The organism is Pseudomonas sp. 8Z, assembly GCF_902506535.1.
In the GTDB taxonomy this organism is placed as follows: domain Bacteria; phylum Pseudomonadota; class Gammaproteobacteria; order Pseudomonadales; family Pseudomonadaceae; genus Aquipseudomonas.
Map to the genome: position 1 here is coordinate 1,679,289 of NZ_LR733827.1, position 19,494 is coordinate 1,698,782.

Consider the following 19,494-nt stretch of genomic DNA (forward strand, 5'->3'; position numbering starts at 1 on the left):
CTGCCAAATTTAAGGGTGCATGAGTCTAAAGAGCCCCACGCGCCCAGTCAAGACAAAGCCCCGACGCTCACGCGACGGGGCTTCGGCTCAATTGCCGCTGGAGTTCAGCGCTTCGGTCAGTGCGGCTTCAACCTCACTGGCGCTGACACGTACCGGCTTGTCGGCATCACGCTTGCGCTTACGCTCGCTGTGATAGGCCAGACCAGTACCGGCCGGGATCAAACGACCCACAACCACGTTCTCTTTCAGGCCGCGCAGGTAGTCGCGCTTACCAGTAACCGCCGCCTCGGTGAGGACGCGAGTGGTTTCCTGGAACGATGCCGCCGAGATGAACGACTCGGTGGACAGCGAAGCCTTGGTGATACCCAGCAGTACACGGGTGTACTTGGCGATGAACTTGTCCTCTTCAACCAGACGCTCGTTCTCACCCAGTACCTGAGTCAGTTCAACCTGATCGCCTTTGATGAAGGACGAATCGCCCGACTCGCTCACTTCGACCTTGCGCAGCATCTGGCGCAGGATGGTTTCGATGTGCTTGTCGTTGATCTTCACGCCCTGCAGGCGGTACACGTCCTGGATCTCGTTGACGATATACTTGGCCAACGCGCTCACACCCAGCAGACGCAGGATGTCGTGCGGATCGCTTGGTCCGTCGGAAATCACTTCGCCCTTGTTAACCTGTTCGCCTTCGAACACGTTCAGGTGACGCCATTTCGGGATCAGCTCTTCGTACGGATCGCTGCCATCGGTCGGGGTGATGACCAGGCGACGCTTGCCCTTGGTCTCTTTACCGAACGAGATGGTACCGCTGATTTCCGCAAGGATCGAAGCTTCCTTCGGACGACGCGCTTCGAACAAGTCGGCAACGCGTGGCAGACCACCGGTGATGTCGCGGGTCTTCGAGGTTTCCTGCGGAATACGGGCGATAACGTCACCGACCGCAATCTGCGCACCATCGGCAACACCAACCAGGGCGTTGGCAGGCAGGAAGTACTGAGCCGGTACGTCAGTACCCGGCAGCAGCAGTTCCTTGCCGTTGGCATCAACCATCTTGATGGCCGGACGAATGTCCTTGCCAGCAGCCGGACGATCCTTCGGATCGAGAACCTCGATGTTGGTCAGGCCGGTCAACTCGTCGGTCTGACGCTTGATGGTGATGCCCTCCTCCATGCCGACGAAGGTCACGGTACCCTTCATCTCGGTCACGATCGGGTGGGTGTGCGGATCCCACTTGGCGACGATGGCGCCAGCGTCGACCTTGTCGCCTTCCTTCACGGAAATCACGGCACCGTACGGCAGCTTGTAGCGCTCACGCTCACGGCCGAACTCGTCAGCAATAGCCAGCTCGCCGGAACGCGATACGGCGACCAGGGCGCCGTCAGTACGCTCAACGTGCTTGAGGTTGTGCAGACGCACCACACCGCCGTTCTTCACCTGAACGCTATCGGCAGCCGAAGTACGGCTTGCAGCACCACCGATGTGGAAGGTACGCATGGTCAGCTGGGTACCCGGCTCACCGATGGACTGGGCAGCGATAACGCCAACCGCCTCACCAATGTTGACTCGGTGACCACGAGCCAGATCGCGACCGTAGCACTTGGAGCAAATACCAAAGCGCGTTTCACAAGTAATCGGCGAACGCACAACCACTTCGTCGACGCTATTGAGCTCGATGAACTCGACCCACTTCTCGTCGATCAGGGTACCGGCCGGAACGATAATCTCATCGCTACCCGGCTTCGGCACGTCCTTGGCGATAACACGGCCCAGCACGCGCTCACCCAGCGGCTCGACCACGTCGCCACCTTCGATGTGCGGAGTCATCAGCAGACCCTGCTCGGTGCCGCAATCGATCTCGGTCACTACCAGATCCTGAGCCACGTCAACCAGACGACGCGTCAGGTAACCGGAGTTCGCGGTCTTCAGTGCGGTATCCGCCAGACCTTTACGCGCACCGTGGGTGGAGATGAAGTACTGCAGAACCGACAGGCCTTCACGGAAGTTCGCCGTGATCGGCGTTTCGATGATGGAGCCGTCCGGCTTGGCCATCAGACCACGCATACCGGCCAACTGACGGATCTGGGCAGCAGAACCCCGCGCACCCGAGTCAGCCATCATGTACATGGAGTTGAAGGACTCCTGCTCGACGGTCTTACCTTCGCGATCGACTACCGGCTCTTTCGAGAGGTTGGCCATCATCGCCTTGGAGACTTCATCGTTGGCCTTCGACCACAGGTCGATCACCTTGTTGTACTTCTCGCCCTGGGTGACCAGGCCGGAGGCGTACTGCGATTCGATTTCCTTCACTTCCTCGGTGGCGGCATCGATGATGCGCGCTTTTTCGTCCGGGATGACGAAGTCATTCACGCCGATCGACACACCGGAAATGGTCGAGTAGGCGAAACCGGTGTACATCAGTTGGTCAGCAAAGATGACGGTGTCCTTCAGACCCACGGTGCGGTAGCACTGGTTGATCAGTTTGGAGATCGCCTTCTTCTTCATCGGCTGGTTGACCACGTCGTAAGACAGGCCGGCCGGCACAACCTGGAACAGCAGCGCACGGCCGACAGTGGTGTCGACGATACGGGTGTTCTTGCTGATCGAACCGTCTTTTTCTTTGACGGTTTCGTTGATACGCACTTTCACGCGGGCGTGCAGGGACGCTTCGCCGGCGCGGAATACGCGGTCGACTTCCTGCAGGTCAGCGAATACGCGACCTTCGCCCTTGGCGTTAACGGCTTCACGGGTCATGTAGTACAGACCCAGTACCACGTCCTGCGACGGCACGATGATCGGCTCGCCGTTGGCGGGCGAGAGGATGTTGTTGGTCGACATCATCAGCGCGCGCGCTTCGAGTTGGGCTTCCAGCGTCAGCGGCACGTGAACGGCCATCTGGTCACCGTCGAAGTCGGCGTTGTACGCAGCGCAGACCAGCGGGTGCAGTTGGATCGCTTTACCTTCGATCAGAACCGGCTCGAACGCCTGGATACCCAGACGGTGCAGGGTCGGGGCACGGTTGAGCAGCACGGGGTGTTCGCGAATCACTTCAGCGAGAACGTCCCACACTTCCGGCAGCTCGCGCTCGACCATCTTCTTGGCCGCCTTGATGGTGGTCGCCAGACCACGGGCTTCCAGCTTGCCGAAAATGAACGGTTTGAACAGCTCAAGCGCCATCTTCTTGGGCAGACCACACTGGTGCAGACGCAGGGTCGGGCCCACGGTAATAACGGAACGACCGGAGTAGTCCACGCGCTTACCAAGCAGGTTCTGACGGAAGCGACCTTGCTTACCTTTGATCATGTCGGCCAGCGACTTCAGCGGACGCTTGTTTGAGCCGGTGATGGCGCGACCGCGACGGCCGTTGTCGAGCAGGGCGTCGACCGCTTCCTGCAGCATGCGCTTTTCGTTGCGCACGATGATGTCCGGCGCCGACAGATCGAGCAGGCGCTTGAGACGGTTGTTACGGTTGATCACGCGGCGATACAGGTCGTTCAGGTCGGACGTGGCGAAACGGCCACCATCGAGCGGAACGAGCGGGCGCAGATCGGGCGGAAGAACCGGCAGAACGGTCAGTACCATCCACTCAGGCAGGTTGCCGGAGTCTTTGAACGCTTCCATCAGCTTCAGGCGCTTGGACAGCTTCTTGATCTTGGTCTCGGAGTTGGTCTGCGGAATTTCTTCACGCAGGCGGCTGATCTCGTGATCCAGGTCAATAGCGTGCAGCAGCTCGCGAACAGCCTCGGCGCCCATGCGTGCGTCGAAGTCATCACCGAACTCTTCGAGGGCTTCGAAGTATTGCTCGTCGTTGAGCAGTTGATTCTTCTCAAGCGTGGTCATGCCCGGATCGATCACCACGTAGCTCTCGAAGTAGAGCACGCGCTCGATATCACGCAGGGTCATGTCCATCAGCAGGCCGATACGGGACGGCAGCGACTTGAGGAACCAGATGTGGGCGACTGGCGAGGCCAGTTCGATGTGCGCCATGCGCTCACGACGAACCTTGGCCAGGGCCACTTCAACGCCACACTTCTCGCAGATCACACCGCGGTGCTTGAGGCGCTTGTACTTGCCGCACAGGCACTCGTAGTCCTTGACCGGGCCAAAGATCTTGGCGCAGAACAGGCCGTCGCGCTCGGGCTTGAAGGTACGGTAGTTGATGGTTTCCGGCTTTTTAACTTCACCGAACGACCACGAACGGATCATCTCAGGCGAGGCCAACCCGATACGGATGGCGTCGAACTCTTCGATCTGACCCTGGTTTTTCAGCAAATTCAGTAGGTCTTTCAAGGCCTTTCCTCCTGGCGGAGCGGAGAGCGGGCTAACCGCCCCGCCCTCCTCACGTCACGTGTTATTCGGTTTCCAGATCGATGTCGATGCCGAGCGAACGGATCTCTTTGATCAGCACGTTGAAGGACTCGGGCATGCCCGGCTCCATACGGTGATCGCCGTCCACGATGTTCTTGTACATCTTGGTACGACCGTTCACGTCGTCCGACTTCACGGTCAGCATTTCTTGCAGGGTATAGGCGGCACCGTAGGCTTCCAGCGCCCAGACCTCCATCTCCCCGAAACGCTGACCACCGAACTGTGCCTTACCACCCAGCGGCTGCTGAGTAACCAGGCTGTAGGAACCCGTGGAACGCGCGTGCATCTTGTCGTCCACCAGGTGGTTCAGTTTCAGCATGTACATGTAGCCAACGGTAGTCGGACGCTCGAACTGATTGCCGGTACGGCCGTCGAACAGGCGCATCTGACCACTTTCTGGCAAGTCAGCCAGCTTCAGCATGGCCTTGATCTCGGTTTCCTTGGCACCGTCGAACACGGCGGTAGCCATCGGTACGCCGCCTTTCAGGTTCTTCGCCAGCTCGAGAATCTCGTTGTCGGAGAACGAATCGAGGTTTTCCTGACGACCACCGATCTCGTTATAGATCTCGGCAAGGAACTTGCGTAGTTCAGCGATCTTGCGCTGCTCTTCGAGCATGCGGTTGATCTTCTCACCCAAGCCCTTGGCCGCGAGGCCCAGGTGGGTTTCGAGGATCTGACCGACGTTCATACGCGACGGTACGCCCAGCGGGTTGAGGACGATATCGACCGGGGTGCCATTGGCATCGTGCGGCATGTCTTCAACCGGCATGATCACCGAGACCACACCCTTGTTACCGTGACGACCGGCCATCTTGTCACCCGGCTGGATGCGACGGCGGATAGCCAGGTAAACCTTGACGATCTTCAGTACGCCCGGAGCCAGGTCATCGCCCTGCTGCAGCTTGCGCTTCTTGTCTTCGAACTTGTCGTCGAGCATCTGACGGCGATCAGAGATGTAGGCCTGAGCCTTCTCCAATTGCTCGTTCAGCGCGTCCTCGGACATACGCAGCTTGAACCACTGACCACGCTCGAGCTCGTTGAGAATCTCGTTGGTGATTACGGTGCCTTTCTTCAGGCCAGCACCACCTTCTGCAGTGGCACCAACCAGCGCGGAACGCAGACGCTCGAAGGTGGCGCCTTCGACGATGCGGAACTCTTCGTTCAGATCCTTGCGGATCTCGTCCAACTGCTGCTTCTCGATAGCCAGGGCACGGCTGTCACGCTCAACGCCGTCACGGGTGAAGACCTGTACGTCGATGACGGTGCCTTTGGTGCCGGTCGGCACGCGCAGGGAGGTGTCCTTAACGTCGGACGCCTTCTCACCGAAGATCGCACGCAGCAGTTTCTCTTCCGGAGTCAGTTGAGTCTCGCCTTTCGGAGTGACCTTACCAACCAGGATATCGCCCGGACCGACTTCGGCACCGACGTAAACGATACCCGCTTCGTCCAGCTTGTTCAGAGCAGCCTCACCCACGTTCGGGATGTCAGAGGAAATTTCCTCTGGGCCGAGCTTGGTGTCACGCGCCACACAGGTCAGTTCCTGAATGTGAATGGTGGTGAAGCGATCTTCCTGAACCACGCGTTCAGACAGGCAGATGGAGTCTTCGAAGTTGAAGCCGTTCCACGGCATGAACGCCACACGCATGTTCTGACCCAGAGCCAGCTCACCCATGTCGGTGGACGGACCGTCAGCCATGATGTCGCCACGCGAAACCTGATCACCCTTGCTCACCAGCGGACGCTGGTTGATGCAGGTATTCTGGTTGGAGCGGGTGTACTTGGTCAGGTTGTAGATGTCGACCCCGGCTTCGCCAGTTTCGACTTCGTCGTCATTGACACGAACCACGATGCGGCTGGCGTCGACGGAGTCGATCACACCACCACGACGAGCCACAACGCAGACGCCGGAGTCACGGGCGACGTTGCGCTCCATGCCGGTACCTACCAGCGGCTTGTCGGCGCGCAGAGTCGGTACAGCCTGACGCTGCATGTTCGACCCCATCAGTGCACGGTTGGCGTCATCGTGCTCCAGGAACGGAATCAGCGAGGCAGCAACGGAGACTACCTGCTTCGGCGATACGTCCATGAGGGTGACGTCTTCCGGCGCCTTCACGGTGAATTCGTTCAGGTGACGTACAGCAACCAGCTCGTCGATCAGTTGGCCTTTATCGTTCAGAGTCGCAGACGCCTGAGCGATCACATGGTCAGCTTCTTCGATGGCGGACAGGAACACGATCTCGTCTGTAACCTGACCTTCCTTGACCACGCGGTACGGGCTTTCCAGGAAGCCGTACTGGTTGGTGCGGGCATAGGCCGCCAGCGAGTTGATCAGACCGATGTTCGGACCTTCTGGCGTTTCGATCGGGCACACGCGGCCGTAGTGGGTCGGGTGTACGTCGCGGACTTCGAAGCCTGCGCGCTCACGGGTCAGACCGCCCGGGCCGAGTGCGGAAACGCGGCGCTTGTGAGTGATCTCGGAGAGCGGGTTGTTCTGGTCCATGAACTGCGAGAGCTGGCTGGAACCGAAGAACTCCTTCACCGCTGCCGCTACCGGCTTGGCGTTGATCAGGTCCTGCGGCATCAGGCCTTCGCTTTCGGCCATCGACAGACGCTCTTTGACCGCGCGCTCGACGCGCACCAGGCCCACACGGAACTGGTTCTCGGCCATCTCGCCGACACAACGTACGCGGCGGTTACCCAGGTGGTCGATGTCATCGACGATACCTTTGCCGTTACGGATGTCGACCAGGGTTTTGAGCACCTCAACGATGTCTTCGCGCGACAAAACGCCCGCACCTTCGATCTCGGTACGACCGATGCGACGGTTGAACTTCATGCGACCAACGGCGGACAGATCGTAACGCTCGGCGCTGAAGAACAGGTTGTTGAACAGTGTCTCGGCAGCATCCTTGGTTGGCGGCTCGCCAGGACGCATCATGCGATAGATCTCGACCAGCGCTTCCAACTGATTCGTAGTGCTGTCGATCTTCAGCGTGTCGCTGATGAACGGGCCGCAATCAATGTCGTTGGTGTACAGAGTCTCGAAGCGGACAACCTGTGCCTTGGCCATTTTGACCAGCAGGTCAGCGGTCAGTTCGGTGTTGCACTCCGCGATGATCTCGCCAGTGGCAGGGTGAACCACAGCCTTGGCAGTAGTACGACCAATAACGTACTCGAGCGGAACGTCCAGCTCTTTAATGCCAGCCTTGTCCAACTGATTGATGTGGCGAGCAGTGATACGACGACCTTGCTCGACGATCACCTTACCGCTGGCATCCTTGATGTCCTGCACGGCAACTTCACCACGCAGGCGCTGCGGCACCAGCTCCAGGCTCAAGCCGTCGCTCTTAACGTGGAAAATATTGGTGTCGTAGAAAGCATCCAGCACTTCCTCAGTGCTGTAGCCCAGCGCACGCAGCAGAACGGACGCCGGCAGTTTGCGGCGACGGTCGATACGCACGAATACCGCATCCTTCGGATCGAACTCGAAGTCCAACCAGGAACCACGGTAAGGAATGATACGCGCGGAATACAGCAGCTTGCCCGAGCTGTGAGTCTTGCCACGGTCGTGGTCGAAGAATACACCCGGCGAACGGTGCAACTGGGACACGATAACGCGCTCGGTACCGTTGATAACGAAGGTACCGTTCTCGGTCATGAGCGGGATTTCGCCCATGTACACTTCTTGCTCTTTGATGTCCTTGATCGCTTTGTTCGACGATTCTTTGTCGAAAATGATCAAGCGCACTTTCACGCGCAGCGGTACGGCAAAAGTCACGCCGCGCAGGACGCATTCCTTGACGTCGAACGCCGGCTCGCCCAGGCGATAGCCGACGTATTCCAAGGCAGCGTTGCCGGAGTAGCTGATGATCGGGAATACAGATTTGAAGGCCGCATGCAGGCCGATGTCACGGAACTGTTCCTTGCTCACCCCTTGTTGCAGGAATTCGCGGTACGAATCCAACTGGATGGCCAGGAGGTAAGGCACATCCATGACATCCGGCAACTTGCTAAAGTCCTTGCGGATACGTTTTTTCTCAGTGTATGAGTAAGCCATCAGCGTTCCCCAGCTTGGTCACCTGCTTGTTTGGCCAGCGCCGGCGGCGATGACCAGAAAATCGTGCAAACCCACGGTTTGCCACCGCCTCTTTGGCGGGATCTTCCCAGTTCAAGGCCCGCTGACGAGCAGCCAACCTAGAACGGAAAAAGGCCGGTGGCAAAAGCCACCAGCCATCAGCCTTATGCGAGTCGCTCGGGCTGTCGACGCAAGATGCGAACTTACTTGAGTTCGACCTTGGCGCCGGCTTCTTCCAGCTTCTTCTTGGCGTCTTCAGCAGCTTCTTTGGTCAGACCTTCAGCGATGACCTGAGGAGCGGTGTCAACCTTCTCCTTGGCTTCTTTCAGGCCCAGACCGGTCAGCTCGCGAACGGCTTTAATCACGTTCACTTTCTTGTCGCCAGCTTCAGCCAGAACAACGTTGAACTCGGTTTGTTCTTCAACGGCAGCAGCGGCAGCAGCCGGGCCAGCCGCAACAGCAGCGGCAGCGGTAACACCGAAGGTTTCTTCCATCGCTTTGATCAGCTCAACGATTTCCATAACGGATTTCTGGCCGATAGCTTCGATGATTTGCTCGTTAGTCAGGGACATGACTATCTATTCCTGTATTGGGGTGACGGCCTACACGACCATCAAATTAAACGTTTGATTTCGAAAGCGCTCACGCCACCTTAGGCAGCAGCAGCTTCTTTCTGGTCGCGAATAGCTGCCAGCGTGCGAGCGAGCTTGCTGGTGGCGCCTTGAATAACGCTCATCAGCTGGGCAATGCCCTCATCACGGGTCGGCAGGCTTGCCAGTACGTCGATCTGGTTGGCTGCGAGGTACTTGCCCTCGAACGCAGCTGCCTTGATCTCGAACTTGTCCTGACCCTTGGCGAACTCCTTGAACAGACGAGCAGCAGCGCCCGGGTGTTCGTTGGAGAAAGCGATCAGGGTCGGGCCTTTGAACACGTCGTTGAGCACATCGAATTGAGTGCCTTCAACGGCGCGCTTGAGCAGGGTGTTACGCACGACTTTCACGTACACACCAGCTTCGCGGGCCTCTTTACGGAGTCCGGTCATAGCGCCGACAGTCACGCCACGGGCATCAGCCACGACAGCGGACAGACCGGCTTTGGCAGCCTCGTTGACTTCAGCGACGATGGCCTTCTTGTCTTCGAGTTTAATTGCCACGGGTTTACTCCTGGTTTTTACCGTTTCGTCAGGCCGGAACCTGACGGCGTTTTGGTGTCTGATTCGGTATGAATCGGGAGCACCATCTGCGTAGGCACATGAAGATTACACCTCACGTTTTAAAGCTTGTGCTACCTACGGTCTTGGATAGCCCCCGCCAGGCAGGGACCCCAATCTTTCAAGGCTGACGATTGCAGAGGCCGCCAGCCGAACTTCATTACGCTTCCAGCGAAGCCTGATCGATGATCAGACCAGGACCCATCGTGGTGCTCAGGGTCACGCGCTTGACGTAGATGCCTTTCGAAGTCGAAGGCTTCAGACGCTTCAGGTCAGACAGCAGGGCTTCCACGTTCTGCTTCAGCGCAGCAGCTTCGAAGCCGACCTTGCCAACGGAAGTGTGGATGATGCCGTTCTTGTCGGTACGGAAACGTACCTGACCCGCTTTGGCGTTCTTGACTGCAGTGGCGACGTCCGGAGTCACGGTGCCGACTTTCGGGTTCGGCATCAGACCGCGCGGGCCCAGTACCTGACCCAACTGACCGACAACACGCATGGCGTCCGGGGAAGCGATAACCACGTCGTAGTTCAGATCGCCAGCCTTCATTTCGGCAGCCAGATCGTCCATACCGACCTTGTCAGCACCGGCAGCCAAGGCAGCTTCAGCGCCCGGACCCTGGGTGAACACAGCAACGCGTACAGTTTTGCCAGTGCCGTTCGGCAGAACGGTGGCACCACGTACAACCTGGTCGGATTTACGCGGATCGACACCCAGGTTCACAGCGATATCGAAAGACTCGGTAAACTTGACAGCCGAAAGCTCGGCCAACAGCTTGGCGGCATCATCAAAGGAATAAGCCTTGCCAGCTTCAACCTTGGCAGCGATGGCCTTTTGGCGCTTGGTCAACTTAGCCATTACACACCCTCCACGTTCAGGCCCATGCTACGAGCGGAACCGGCGATGGTACGCACGGCCGCATCCATGTCAGCAGCAGTCAGATCGGCCTGCTTGGTCTTGGCGATCTCTTCCAGCTGAGCACGGGTAACGGTGCCGACTTTCTGGGTGTTAGGACGGCTAGAGCCGCTCTGGATACCGGCAGCCTTTTTCAGCAGCACGGAAGCCGGGGTGCTCTTGGTCTCAAAGGTGAAGCTGCGGTCGCTGTAAACGGTGATGATCACAGGAGTCGGCAGACCAGGCTCCATGCCTTGAGTCTTGGCGTTGAACGCCTTGCAGAATTCCATGATATTCACGCCGTGCTGACCCAGAGCCGGGCCCACGGGTGGCGACGGGTTTGCCTGACCGGCTTTAACTTGCAGCTTGATATAAGCCTGAATCTTCTTAGCCATTAGCTACTCCAATTTCGGGTTCAAACGCCTCGCAAGGCTCCCCGGTTACTTACGCATTTATCCCAATGACAACAAAACCCCGCAACCTAAGGCTGCGGGGTATGGGATACTTATGTCAGTTACGACTTCTCGACCTGACTAAACTCCAATTCGACCGGCGTGGAGCGACCAAAAATAGTCACTGCAACCTGGATACGACTTTTCTCGTAATTCACTTCTTCAACAACGCCGCCGAAATCAGCAAACGGGCCATCGATAACACGAACCATCTCACCCGGCTCAAATAGAGTCTTAGGCTTAGGCTTGTCACCACTATCAGCGACACGACGCAGAATGGCTTCAGCTTCTTTCTCGGTAATTGGAGCAGGCTTATCAGCAGTACCACCAATAAAGCCCATGACGCGAGGCGTATCCTTGATCAAGTGCCAAGTCGCCTCACTCATCTCCATCTGCACCAAAACATAGCCAGGGAAGAACTTACGCTCACTTTTACGCTTCTGACCATTGCGCATCTCTACCACTTCTTCAGTGGGCACGAGAATCTCGCCAAAGTCTTCTTCCATGCCAGCCAGCTTGACACGCTCAACCAAAGAGCGCATGACATGCTTCTCGTAACCCGAGTAAGCATGCACAACGTACCAACGCTTAGCCACGGGACACCCTTAACCAACAATCAGGGAAACAAGCCAACCGAGCAGGGAATCGAGTCCCCACAACAGCAGCGCCATAACCAAAACCACAGCAACAACGATCAGAGTCGTTTGTGTAGTTTCTTGACGGGTTGGCCATACAACCTTACGAATCTCGACGCGAGCATCCTTCAACAGAACCGCGAAAGACTGACCACGAGCCGTCTGCAACGCCACAAACGCAGCCACAACAGCCAAAGCAACCAGCCCCAGAACGCGATACAGGATCGGCTCAGCAGAGAAGTACTGATTACCTACAACACCCACCACAACCAAGGCAGCGACGACCAGCCACTTAACCAGATCAAAGCGAGAGTCTTTGGCTTCAGCCTTAACATTCATTAGAGAGGATCCTGTGAAAGACACGCCAGATTCGTTAGAAAATGGCAGGTCAGGAGGGAATCGAACCCCCAACCTGCGGTTTTGGAGACCGCCGCTCTGCCAATTGAGCTACTGACCTAGATGAATCAGGCCGACCATTATGCCGGCCTATGCGAAACAGATCAACCGATTATTCAACGATCTTGGCAACCACGCCAGCACCAACGGTACGACCACCTTCGCGAATCGCGAAGCGCAGGCCGTCTTCCATGGCGATCGGCTTGATCAGGGTGACAACCATTTTGATGTTATCGCCCGGCATTACCATCTCAACGCCTTCCGGCAGTTCGCACGAACCGGTCACGTCAGTGGTACGGAAGTAGAACTGCGGACGGTAGCCCTTGAAGAACGGAGTGTGACGACCACCCTCTTCTTTGGACAGAACGTACACTTCAGCTTCGAACTTGGTGTGCGGCTTGATGGTGCCCGGCTTGGCCAGAACCTGACCACGCTCGACTTCATCACGCTTGGTGCCGCGCAGCAGCACGCCGCAGTTCTCACCAGCACGACCTTCGTCCAGCAGCTTGCGGAACATCTCAACGCCGGTGCAGGTGGTTTTGGTGGTCGGACGCAGACCAACGATTTCGATTTCTTCCTGGATCTTGACGATACCGCGCTCTACACGACCGGTAACAACAGTACCGCGGCCGGAGATCGAGAATACGTCTTCAATCGGCATCAGGAACGGACGATCGATGGCACGAACCGGCTCAGGAATGTAGCTATCCAGAGTTTCAACCAGCTTCTTGACAGCAGTGGTGCCCATCTCGTTGGCATCTTCACCGTTCAGCGCCATCAGCGCGGAGCCAATGATGATCGGAGTGTCGTCACCCGGGAAATCGTAGGTGCTCAGCAGGTCGCGAACTTCCATTTCGACCAGCTCCAGCAGCTCAGCATCGTCAACCATGTCAGCCTTGTTCAGGAAGACAACGATGTACGGAACACCAACCTGACGGGACAGCAGGATGTGCTCACGAGTTTGCGGCATCGGACCGTCGGCAGCCGAGCAGACCAGGATCGCGCCGTCCATCTGGGCAGCACCGGTGATCATGTTCTTCACGTAGTCAGCGTGACCCGGGCAGTCAACGTGCGCGTAGTGACGAATGTTGGAATCGTACTCTACGTGTGCAGTGTTGATGGTGATACCACGAGCCTTCTCTTCCGGCGCGCTGTCGATCTTGTCGAAGTCGACCTTGGCCGAACCGAAAACTTCGGAGCAGACGCGGGTCAGAGCAGCGGTCAGAGTGGTTTTACCGTGGTCAACGTGACCGATGGTGCCAACGTTGACATGCGGTTTATTACGTTCGAATTTCTCTTTAGCCATCTTGACCGTCTCCCATTGAAGAATTGAGCAAGCCACGCGCCACTTAAAACAAAGGCAGATACTTTCATATCTGCCTTCATTAGATGGAGCTCATGAGCGGACTTGAACCGCTGACCTCACCCTTACCAAGGGTGTGCTCTACCAACTGAGCTACATGAGCCAAACTCTCTTTACGCAACCACAAACTGGAGCGGGCAGCGGGAATCGAACCCGCATCATCAGCTTGGAAGGCTGAGGTTCTACCACTGAACTATGCCCGCGGAGCCTGCAGCTCACGCTGAATTTGGTGGAGGGGGAAGGATTCGAACCTTCGAAGTCGATGACGTCAGATTTACAGTCTGATCCCTTTGGCCGCTCGGGAACCCCTCCAAAGTGAGGCGGCATTTTCTAGATCTGCCACCCTGCTGTCAAGCATTTTCTCATTTAAAATCTTGAGCTTAGCTTATTCGACAACATCTTCTAGGGCGTACTAACTTTGGCCACCCTGCGAAGCGGGCGCCATTCTATGCAAACTACTGAGGCAATGCAACGCTTTCGCAAGGCATTAATTGATGCTGTAGCCCAACAAAATCCCCCGCTAGCCGCCTCAAAAGAGAATCATCCGCCAAACGCCTACTCTTCGGAGCTACACGCACCCAGAAACTGCGATGAGAACGAGACAATTCACGCATTTTAGGCTCGTACCCTGCCTCACGAAGCCGCTGCATGGCAACGTCCGCAGAATCACTACGCGGGAAAATACCGAGAGAAATCCCATTGGCAAGATCACCCTGAGTGATTATGTAGCTATCAACACGGCGCGCCTGAAGCTCCCGCAATTGCCGTAAAGATGCCTGCCGTGAAGCCAAAGGATCCAGATAAACCCAATACTCCACACCTGCCGCCGCATCCATTTCCCGAACCTGAGCCTTTATATCCAGCGAAAGCAGCCGCTGCTCGACTTCCTGCGCCTCGGCCTGACGCTCAAAACCACCTAGATAAAGACAAACCGAGCCCTCTCCCTCATCACTTCCGTGAGACTCCGACGCAATAACCGACGGCGACTGCCCACCAGAAGTCTCACTCAGCAAGCGGATATCCTTACGCTCTCCCTGATAAGACTGCACAGGCGCAACCTCCTTTGCCCGCAACGGCGCCTGCTGTTGATGCCAAACGTAATAGAAGACATTAAGTAAAACCAGCAGCAGCAAAATCCAACGCATAGCCACCCTCACACCAGCGGACAGGCTATCGCCAAGCCGACAAAAACTAGATCCGGAACCACCTGAGCACCAGGCACAACATCCCTAACCAGCTCTGCATCCCCTCCGGTAAGGAAGACTTCAACCCCATCAGGAAAACGCTTCAACGCCTCGTCATATTGCGCCCGCACAAAACCCCGGAGCATCAACAAGCAACCACGCTCGACCGCCTCAACCGTTGAACGCCCCGGCTCAAGTGATGCTAATGCTGCCACAGCAGCACCTCGATCATAACGAATGCGGCGCGTATGCGTACTCAACTGGTCCCGCATCAGAGGCAAGCCCGGACAAATGAACCCACCTAAATGACAACCATCAGACGCAACAAAATCAGCAGTTACAGCCGTACCTAAATCGATCACAAGGCATGCCCGCTGACCAAGATGGTAAGCCCCCAAAATAGCAAGCCAACGATCAAGCCCTAGGCGCGAGTAGTCATCATATCCATTGCTCACATCGCCTAAACGCTCCAGCGACTGGGCACAAACAACTGGCACATTGAATCGCCGCCCCAGCTCAGCAATCAACTCAGCACTTTCAGCATCACTGCGAACACTGACAAACCGGCAATGGCGAATGCGTAGATCAGCCAGCGTCTCTAGATCCCTAAATAGCTGCGAATCCGTATCTGCAATACCTGCGTGCAACCGCTCGCACGTATCGGAAGCAATGAGACGCCACTTGATAAAACTGTTACCACAATCAAGCTCAAGAATCATGGCGCAGCCTCAAACTCAACTCCCCACCACTGAAGACAACTTCCCGCCCCTCAACCAGCAAACGAATAGCCCCACCGTCGTTGACGCCCAAAATCGTACCACTGACGGTTTTAGCCCCAGCAATCAGAGAAGCCTCACTCCCAGCCCACAGATGCAAGCCTTCCCACTCCTTGCGCAATCCAGAGAAGCCAGATTTCCAATGCTTAGATAAATAGTTGTGCAACTGATTGATTAGCTCGGCGGCGATCGGGTTACGGTCAACACAGTGCCCAAGCTCCTGACGCATGGATGTCCAGGGCTGATCAATCGCCTGATCATATTCAGGAAGCATGTTCACGTTCAGGCCAACCCCAATCACTACGTGACAGATATCTGCAGGATCACCGAGCAACTCCAAGAGTATCCCCGAAACCTTCCGTCCCCTGACAAGCACATCATTCGGCCACTTGACCCCAACCCCATCAATACCGCTAGCAATCAATGTGCGAGCGACAGCAAGACCTATCGTTAGGCTTAACGCTTCAACCTGGCGCATCCCACCATCAACACGAACTACCAGACTACAGTAGAGATTTTCAGCAAAAGGACTCACCCAAAACCGACCTCGCCGCCCCCTTCCCGCCGTCTGACGCTCAGCGAGCAGACAAAACGGCGCAGGCACGCCAGCATTAATGCGCCGCATAACCTCGGCATTCGTAGAGTCGAGACTCGGTAGCACATGCACATCCCAATCAAAACCGGATGCACAACGAGCGATCACCTCACCATCCAAAAGCGCCAATGGCTCAGCAAGCCGATAGCCCTTACCTGGGACGCTGAAGACCTCAACACCGAACTCCGAACGAAGCCCCTGCAACTTTTTCCAGATAGCACTACGACTGACCCCCAAGGAGGCCCCCAAGGCCTCGCCAGAGTGAAATCGACCATCTTGGAGAAGTTTCAACAATGCCTGCATGGAAGGTCCCACCGTTCACAAGGCAGGCATGATAGCGACGAGCACGGACGCTGCATAGAAATCGACACACTGCATGCCCTGCAAAACAAAAAAGCAGACGACGCCCTTGGAACATGAAACCCAGTTCTGACTCAACGCCAACCCAGAGCCTGACGGGAGTTTGCTTGCAAGGCTATCGCGCCACACATTTCTGCTGCGCAAATAAACCGCCAGTCGATCGGCGGCTCGCACAGGATCGCGCCAAGGACTCGGGCAACATCGCGAACTCGGCATTGCAGGGCTTTCACCGCCACAGTGCATTTTTATCGCGCAAAGAAGAAACCCCAGATCGCTTGCGCGATCTGGGGTTTCGTATAGGAGCTTGACGATGACCTACTCTCACATGGTGAAGCACCACACTACCATCGGCGATGCGTCGTTTCACTACTGAGTTCGGGATGGGATCAGGTGGTTCCAACGCTCTATGGTCGTCAAGCAATTCGGTTGGGATCTCGCGGTTAGGCGCTATCCCTTGGATACGTGATAGAGGCTTGTAGCTCTCGCAAATTTTCGGCTTNCAGACGATGACCATGCCTGAGTGTTGGGAGAAGCCCATGCCCACGCCGCCACCATGGTGCAGCGACACCCAGGTGGCGCCGCTGGCGGTGTTGAGCAGGGCGTTGAGCAGCGGCCAGTCGGACACGGCATCGGAGCCATCCTGCATCGCTTCGGTCTCGCGGTTGGGGCTGGACACCGAGCCGCTGTCGAGGTGGTCGCGGCCGATGACGATGGGCGCACTCAATTCGCCCGAGCGCACCATTTCGTTGAACGCCAGACCGAGCTTGGCGCGCTGGCCCAGGCCGACCCAGCAGATACGCGCGGGCAGGCCCTGGAAGGCGATACGCTCGCGGGCCATGTCCAGCCAGCGGTGCAAATGGGCGTCGTCCGCGATCAGCTCCTTGACCTTGGCGTCGGTCTTGTAGATGTCCTCGGGGTTGCCAGACAGCGCCGCCCAGCGGAACGGGCCGATGCCACGGCAGAACAGCGGGCGAATATATGCGGGCACGAAGCCGGGGAAGTCGAAGGCGTTGGCCACGCCCTCTTCTTTCGCCATCTGGCGGATGTTGTTGCCGTAGTCGAAGGTCGGCACGTCCATCTTCTGGAAGTCGAGCATGGCCTGCACATGCACGGCCATGGACTGTTTGGCGGCCTTGACCACTGCTTGCGGATCGGTGGCGGCGCGATCCTTGTACTGCTCCCAGGTCCAGCCAATTGGCAGGTAGCCGTTGAGCGGGTCGTGCGCGCTGGTCTGGTCGGTGACCATATCCGGGCGCACCCCGCGCTTGACCAGTTCCGGCAGGATCTCGGCGGCATTGCCCAGCAGGGCGACGGAGATGGCCTTGCCTTCTGCGGTGTACTTGGCGATGCGCGCCAGGGCGTCGTCCAGATCGGTGGCCTGCTCATCGACGTAGCGGCTGCGCAGGCGGAAATCGATGCTGCTCTGCTGGCATTCAATGTTCAGCGAGCAGGCGCCAGCCAGGGTGGCAGCCAGCGGCTGGGCGCCGCCCATGCCGCCTAGGCCTGCGGTGAGCACCCAGCGGCCCTTGAGGTTGCCCCACAGGTGCACGCCTTGGGCCTCGGTGATGATGCGCGGGCCCTTCTCGGCCAACTGCTTGTAATCACTGAACGGCGCCAGATGGTGGGCCTGGCTCAGGGCCTGCCAGTGTGCGGTCTTGGGGTTGCTCGCTTGCTTGTTCATTACCACACCTTCTTCTGTGAGCGCTGCCGGCTCACGGACTCTTGGAGAGTGGGCCGGGCGGCGATCCGCTTCATCCCACCGAATCGGCCTGCAAGGGTGGGCTAAAGCCCACCCTACACCTACGCCGGAACTACACCGACAGCAGCAGGAACTCACGCTCCCAGGAGCTGATCACGCGCTTGAAGTTCTCATGCTCGGCGCGCTTGACCGCGACATAGCCGCGCATGAATTTTTCACCGAGGTACTTCTCGGCAGCCTTGCACGCTTCCATCCGCTCCAGCGCCGCTTCGATGGTCAGCGGCAGGCGCAGGTTGCGGCGCTCGTAGCCTCGACCCTTGACCGGCGCGCTGGGTTTGATGCCCTCGACCATGCCGATATAGCCACACAGCAGGGACGCCGCCAGCACCAGATACGGGTTGGCATCGGCACCGGCCAAACGGTTTTCCACGCGGCGGTTCTGCGGGCTGGCCTCCGGTACGCGCAGACCAACGGTGCGGTTCTCCTCGCCCCACTCGACGTTCACCGGCGCCGAGGTGTCGGGCAGGAAACGGCGGAACGAGTTGACGTTCGGCGCAAACAGCGGCAGCAGTTCGGGAATGTACTTCTGCAGGCCGCCGATGTGGTGCAGGAACAGCTCGCTCATGGTGCCGTCCTCGTTGGAGAACAGACTCTTGCCGGTATTGATATCCACCACGCTCTGGTGAATGTGCATGGCGCTGCCAGGCTCATCGGTGATCGGCTTGGCCATAAAGGTGGCCGCCACATCATGCTTGAGCGCGGCCTCGCGCATGGTGCGTTTGAACACGGTGATCTGGTCGGCCAGGTGCAGCGCCTCGCCATGGCGGAAGTTGATCTCCATTTGCGCCGGGCCGTCTTCGTGGATCAGCGTGTCGAGATCCAGGTGCTGCAGCTCGCACCAGTCGTAGACGTCCTCGAACAGTGGATCGAATTCGTTGGCGGCATCGATGGAGAACGACTGGCGACCCACTTCCGGGCGGCCGGAACGGCCCATTGGCGCCACCAGCGGAAAGTCCGGGTCACTGTTGCGCTTGGTCAGGTAGAACTCCATCTCTGGCGCAACGATGGGCTTCCAGCCCTTGTCCGCATACATCTGCAGCACACGCTTGAGAATGTTGCGCGGCGACAGCTCGATGGGGTTGCCCTGCTTGTCGAAGGTGTCGTGAATGACCATGGCGGTGGGCTCGATGGCCCAGGGCACGAGAAACACGGCATCGGCGTCGGGGCGACAGAACATGTCGATGTCCGCCTCGTCGAGCAATTCGTAATAGATGTCGTCCTCGACGTAATCGCCGGTTACGGTCTGCAGCAGCACGCTCTCGGGCAGACGCATGCCTTTTTCATCGAGGAACTTGTTGGTCGGCGATATCTTGCCGCGGGCAATGCCAGTCAGGTCACTGATCAGGCATTCGACTTCGGTGATTTTGCGTTCTTTCAGCCAGCTCGTGAGCTGGTCTAACTTGGTACTCATAGAGACCTCAGGGTTGTAGAA

Annotated in this window: 13 protein-coding genes, 4 tRNA genes, 1 rRNA gene and 1 pseudogene; all 19 read right to left on the minus strand. The window is 57.7% G+C overall.

The genetic code is table 11. From position 1 onward, the window contains the following. Positions 1-87: 87 nt before the first annotated feature. The gene (rpoC, locus tag AERO9A_RS20700; RefSeq protein WP_159973777.1) at positions 88-4,287 is read right to left on the minus strand and encodes a DNA-directed RNA polymerase subunit beta'; all 4,200 of its coding nucleotides are present in this window, start codon (positions 4,285-4,287) and stop codon (positions 88-90) included. Between the two features lie 61 nt (positions 4,288-4,348). Then, entirely contained in the window at positions 4,349-8,422 is a 4,074-nt protein-coding gene (rpoB, locus tag AERO9A_RS20705) for a DNA-directed RNA polymerase subunit beta (protein WP_159973778.1), read from the minus strand. 221 nt (positions 8,423-8,643) lie between these two features. Beyond that, positions 8,644-9,012 carry a 50S ribosomal protein L7/L12 gene (gene rplL, locus AERO9A_RS20710; RefSeq protein WP_013717352.1) on the minus strand — a complete coding sequence of 123 codons (369 nt, stop codon included), beginning with the start codon at positions 9,010-9,012 and terminating at the stop codon, positions 8,644-8,646. Between the two features lie 80 nt (positions 9,013-9,092). Further along, positions 9,093-9,593, minus strand: a complete 501-nt coding sequence (rplJ, locus tag AERO9A_RS20715) for a 50S ribosomal protein L10 (protein WP_003463333.1) — start codon at positions 9,591-9,593, stop codon at positions 9,093-9,095. A gap of 217 nt (positions 9,594-9,810) precedes the next feature. Further along, a complete protein-coding gene (gene rplA / locus AERO9A_RS20720) occupies positions 9,811-10,506 on the minus strand; it encodes a 50S ribosomal protein L1 (RefSeq protein WP_159973779.1) in 696 nt (231 codons plus the stop codon). Beyond that, the gene (gene rplK, locus AERO9A_RS20725) at positions 10,506-10,937 is read right to left on the minus strand and encodes a 50S ribosomal protein L11 (RefSeq protein WP_159973780.1); all 432 of its coding nucleotides are present in this window, start codon (positions 10,935-10,937) and stop codon (positions 10,506-10,508) included. Before rplK ends, rplA begins: the two co-directional genes overlap by 1 nt. A gap of 119 nt (positions 10,938-11,056) precedes the next feature. Beyond that, positions 11,057-11,590: a transcription termination/antitermination protein NusG gene (gene nusG, locus AERO9A_RS20730; RefSeq protein ID WP_159973781.1), complete on the minus strand. Its 534-nt coding sequence runs from the start codon at positions 11,588-11,590 to the stop codon at positions 11,057-11,059. 9 nt (positions 11,591-11,599) lie between these two features. Next, on the minus strand, positions 11,600-11,968 hold the full coding sequence (gene secE, locus AERO9A_RS20735) for a preprotein translocase subunit SecE (RefSeq protein WP_159973782.1): 369 nt from the start codon (positions 11,966-11,968) through the stop codon (positions 11,600-11,602). Between the two features lie 42 nt (positions 11,969-12,010). Continuing rightward, a tRNA-Trp gene (locus tag AERO9A_RS20740) sits at positions 12,011-12,086 on the minus strand. A gap of 51 nt (positions 12,087-12,137) precedes the next feature. Continuing rightward, positions 12,138-13,331, minus strand: a complete 1,194-nt coding sequence (gene tuf, locus AERO9A_RS20745; RefSeq protein WP_159973773.1) for an elongation factor Tu — start codon at positions 13,329-13,331, stop codon at positions 12,138-12,140. A gap of 84 nt (positions 13,332-13,415) precedes the next feature. Continuing rightward, positions 13,416-13,491 (minus strand) — tRNA-Thr (locus AERO9A_RS20750). 26 nt (positions 13,492-13,517) lie between these two features. After that, a tRNA-Gly gene (locus AERO9A_RS20755) sits at positions 13,518-13,591 on the minus strand. Between the two features lie 24 nt (positions 13,592-13,615). Next, positions 13,616-13,700: transfer RNA gene (locus AERO9A_RS20760), tRNA-Tyr, on the minus strand. A gap of 143 nt (positions 13,701-13,843) precedes the next feature. Next, a complete protein-coding gene (locus AERO9A_RS20765) occupies positions 13,844-14,533 on the minus strand; it encodes an SPOR domain-containing protein (protein ID WP_159973783.1) in 690 nt (229 codons plus the stop codon). An 8-nt stretch (positions 14,534-14,541) separates the two neighbouring features. Further along, positions 14,542-15,291: a pantothenate kinase gene (locus AERO9A_RS20770; protein ID WP_159973784.1), complete on the minus strand. Its 750-nt coding sequence runs from the start codon at positions 15,289-15,291 to the stop codon at positions 14,542-14,544. Further along, the gene (gene birA, locus AERO9A_RS20775; RefSeq protein ID WP_159973785.1) at positions 15,281-16,246 is read right to left on the minus strand and encodes a bifunctional biotin--[acetyl-CoA-carboxylase] ligase/biotin operon repressor BirA; all 966 of its coding nucleotides are present in this window, start codon (positions 16,244-16,246) and stop codon (positions 15,281-15,283) included. The genes AERO9A_RS20770 and birA overlap by 11 nt, the downstream gene beginning before the upstream one ends. 359 nt (positions 16,247-16,605) lie before the next feature. Then, a 5S ribosomal RNA gene (gene rrf / locus AERO9A_RS20780) occupies positions 16,606-16,721 on the minus strand. A gap of 82 nt (positions 16,722-16,803) precedes the next feature. Then, positions 16,804-17,984: pseudogene (hutU, locus tag AERO9A_RS20785) on the minus strand (urocanate hydratase); the annotation flags it as partial. 130 nt (positions 17,985-18,114) lie between these two features. Beyond that, complete coding sequence (locus tag AERO9A_RS20790) at positions 18,115-19,473, minus strand: glutamine synthetase family protein (protein ID WP_159973786.1); 1,359 nt, start codon at positions 19,471-19,473, stop codon at positions 18,115-18,117. Positions 19,474-19,494: the final 21 nt, after the last annotated feature.

What these genes read in the sequence shown, in the direction of transcription:
- rplK (WP_159973780.1), bottom strand. Translation starts at nt 10,937, where the DNA reads ATGGCTAAGAAGATTCAGGCTTATATCAAGCTGCAAGTTAAAGCCGGT.
- birA (WP_159973785.1), bottom strand. Translation starts at nt 16,246, where the DNA reads ATGCAGGCATTGTTGAAACTTCTCCAAGATGGTCGATTTCACTCTGGC.
- rplL (WP_013717352.1), bottom strand. Translation starts at nt 9,012, where the DNA reads ATGTCCCTGACTAACGAGCAAATCATCGAAGCTATCGGCCAGAAATCC.
- rpoB (WP_159973778.1), bottom strand. Translation starts at nt 8,422, where the DNA reads ATGGCTTACTCATACACTGAGAAAAAACGTATCCGCAAGGACTTTAGC.
- AERO9A_RS20770 (WP_159973784.1), bottom strand. Translation starts at nt 15,291, where the DNA reads ATGATTCTTGAGCTTGATTGTGGTAACAGTTTTATCAAGTGGCGTCTC.
- rplA (WP_159973779.1), bottom strand. Translation starts at nt 10,506, where the DNA reads ATGGCTAAGTTGACCAAGCGCCAAAAGGCCATCGCTGCCAAGGTTGAA.
- AERO9A_RS20790 (WP_159973786.1), bottom strand. Translation starts at nt 19,473, where the DNA reads ATGAGTACCAAGTTAGACCAGCTCACGAGCTGGCTGAAAGAACGCAAA.
- AERO9A_RS20765 (WP_159973783.1), bottom strand. Translation starts at nt 14,533, where the DNA reads ATGCGTTGGATTTTGCTGCTGCTGGTTTTACTTAATGTCTTCTATTAC.
- secE (WP_159973782.1), bottom strand. Translation starts at nt 11,968, where the DNA reads ATGAATGTTAAGGCTGAAGCCAAAGACTCTCGCTTTGATCTGGTTAAG.
- tuf (WP_159973773.1), bottom strand. Translation starts at nt 13,331, where the DNA reads ATGGCTAAAGAGAAATTCGAACGTAATAAACCGCATGTCAACGTTGGC.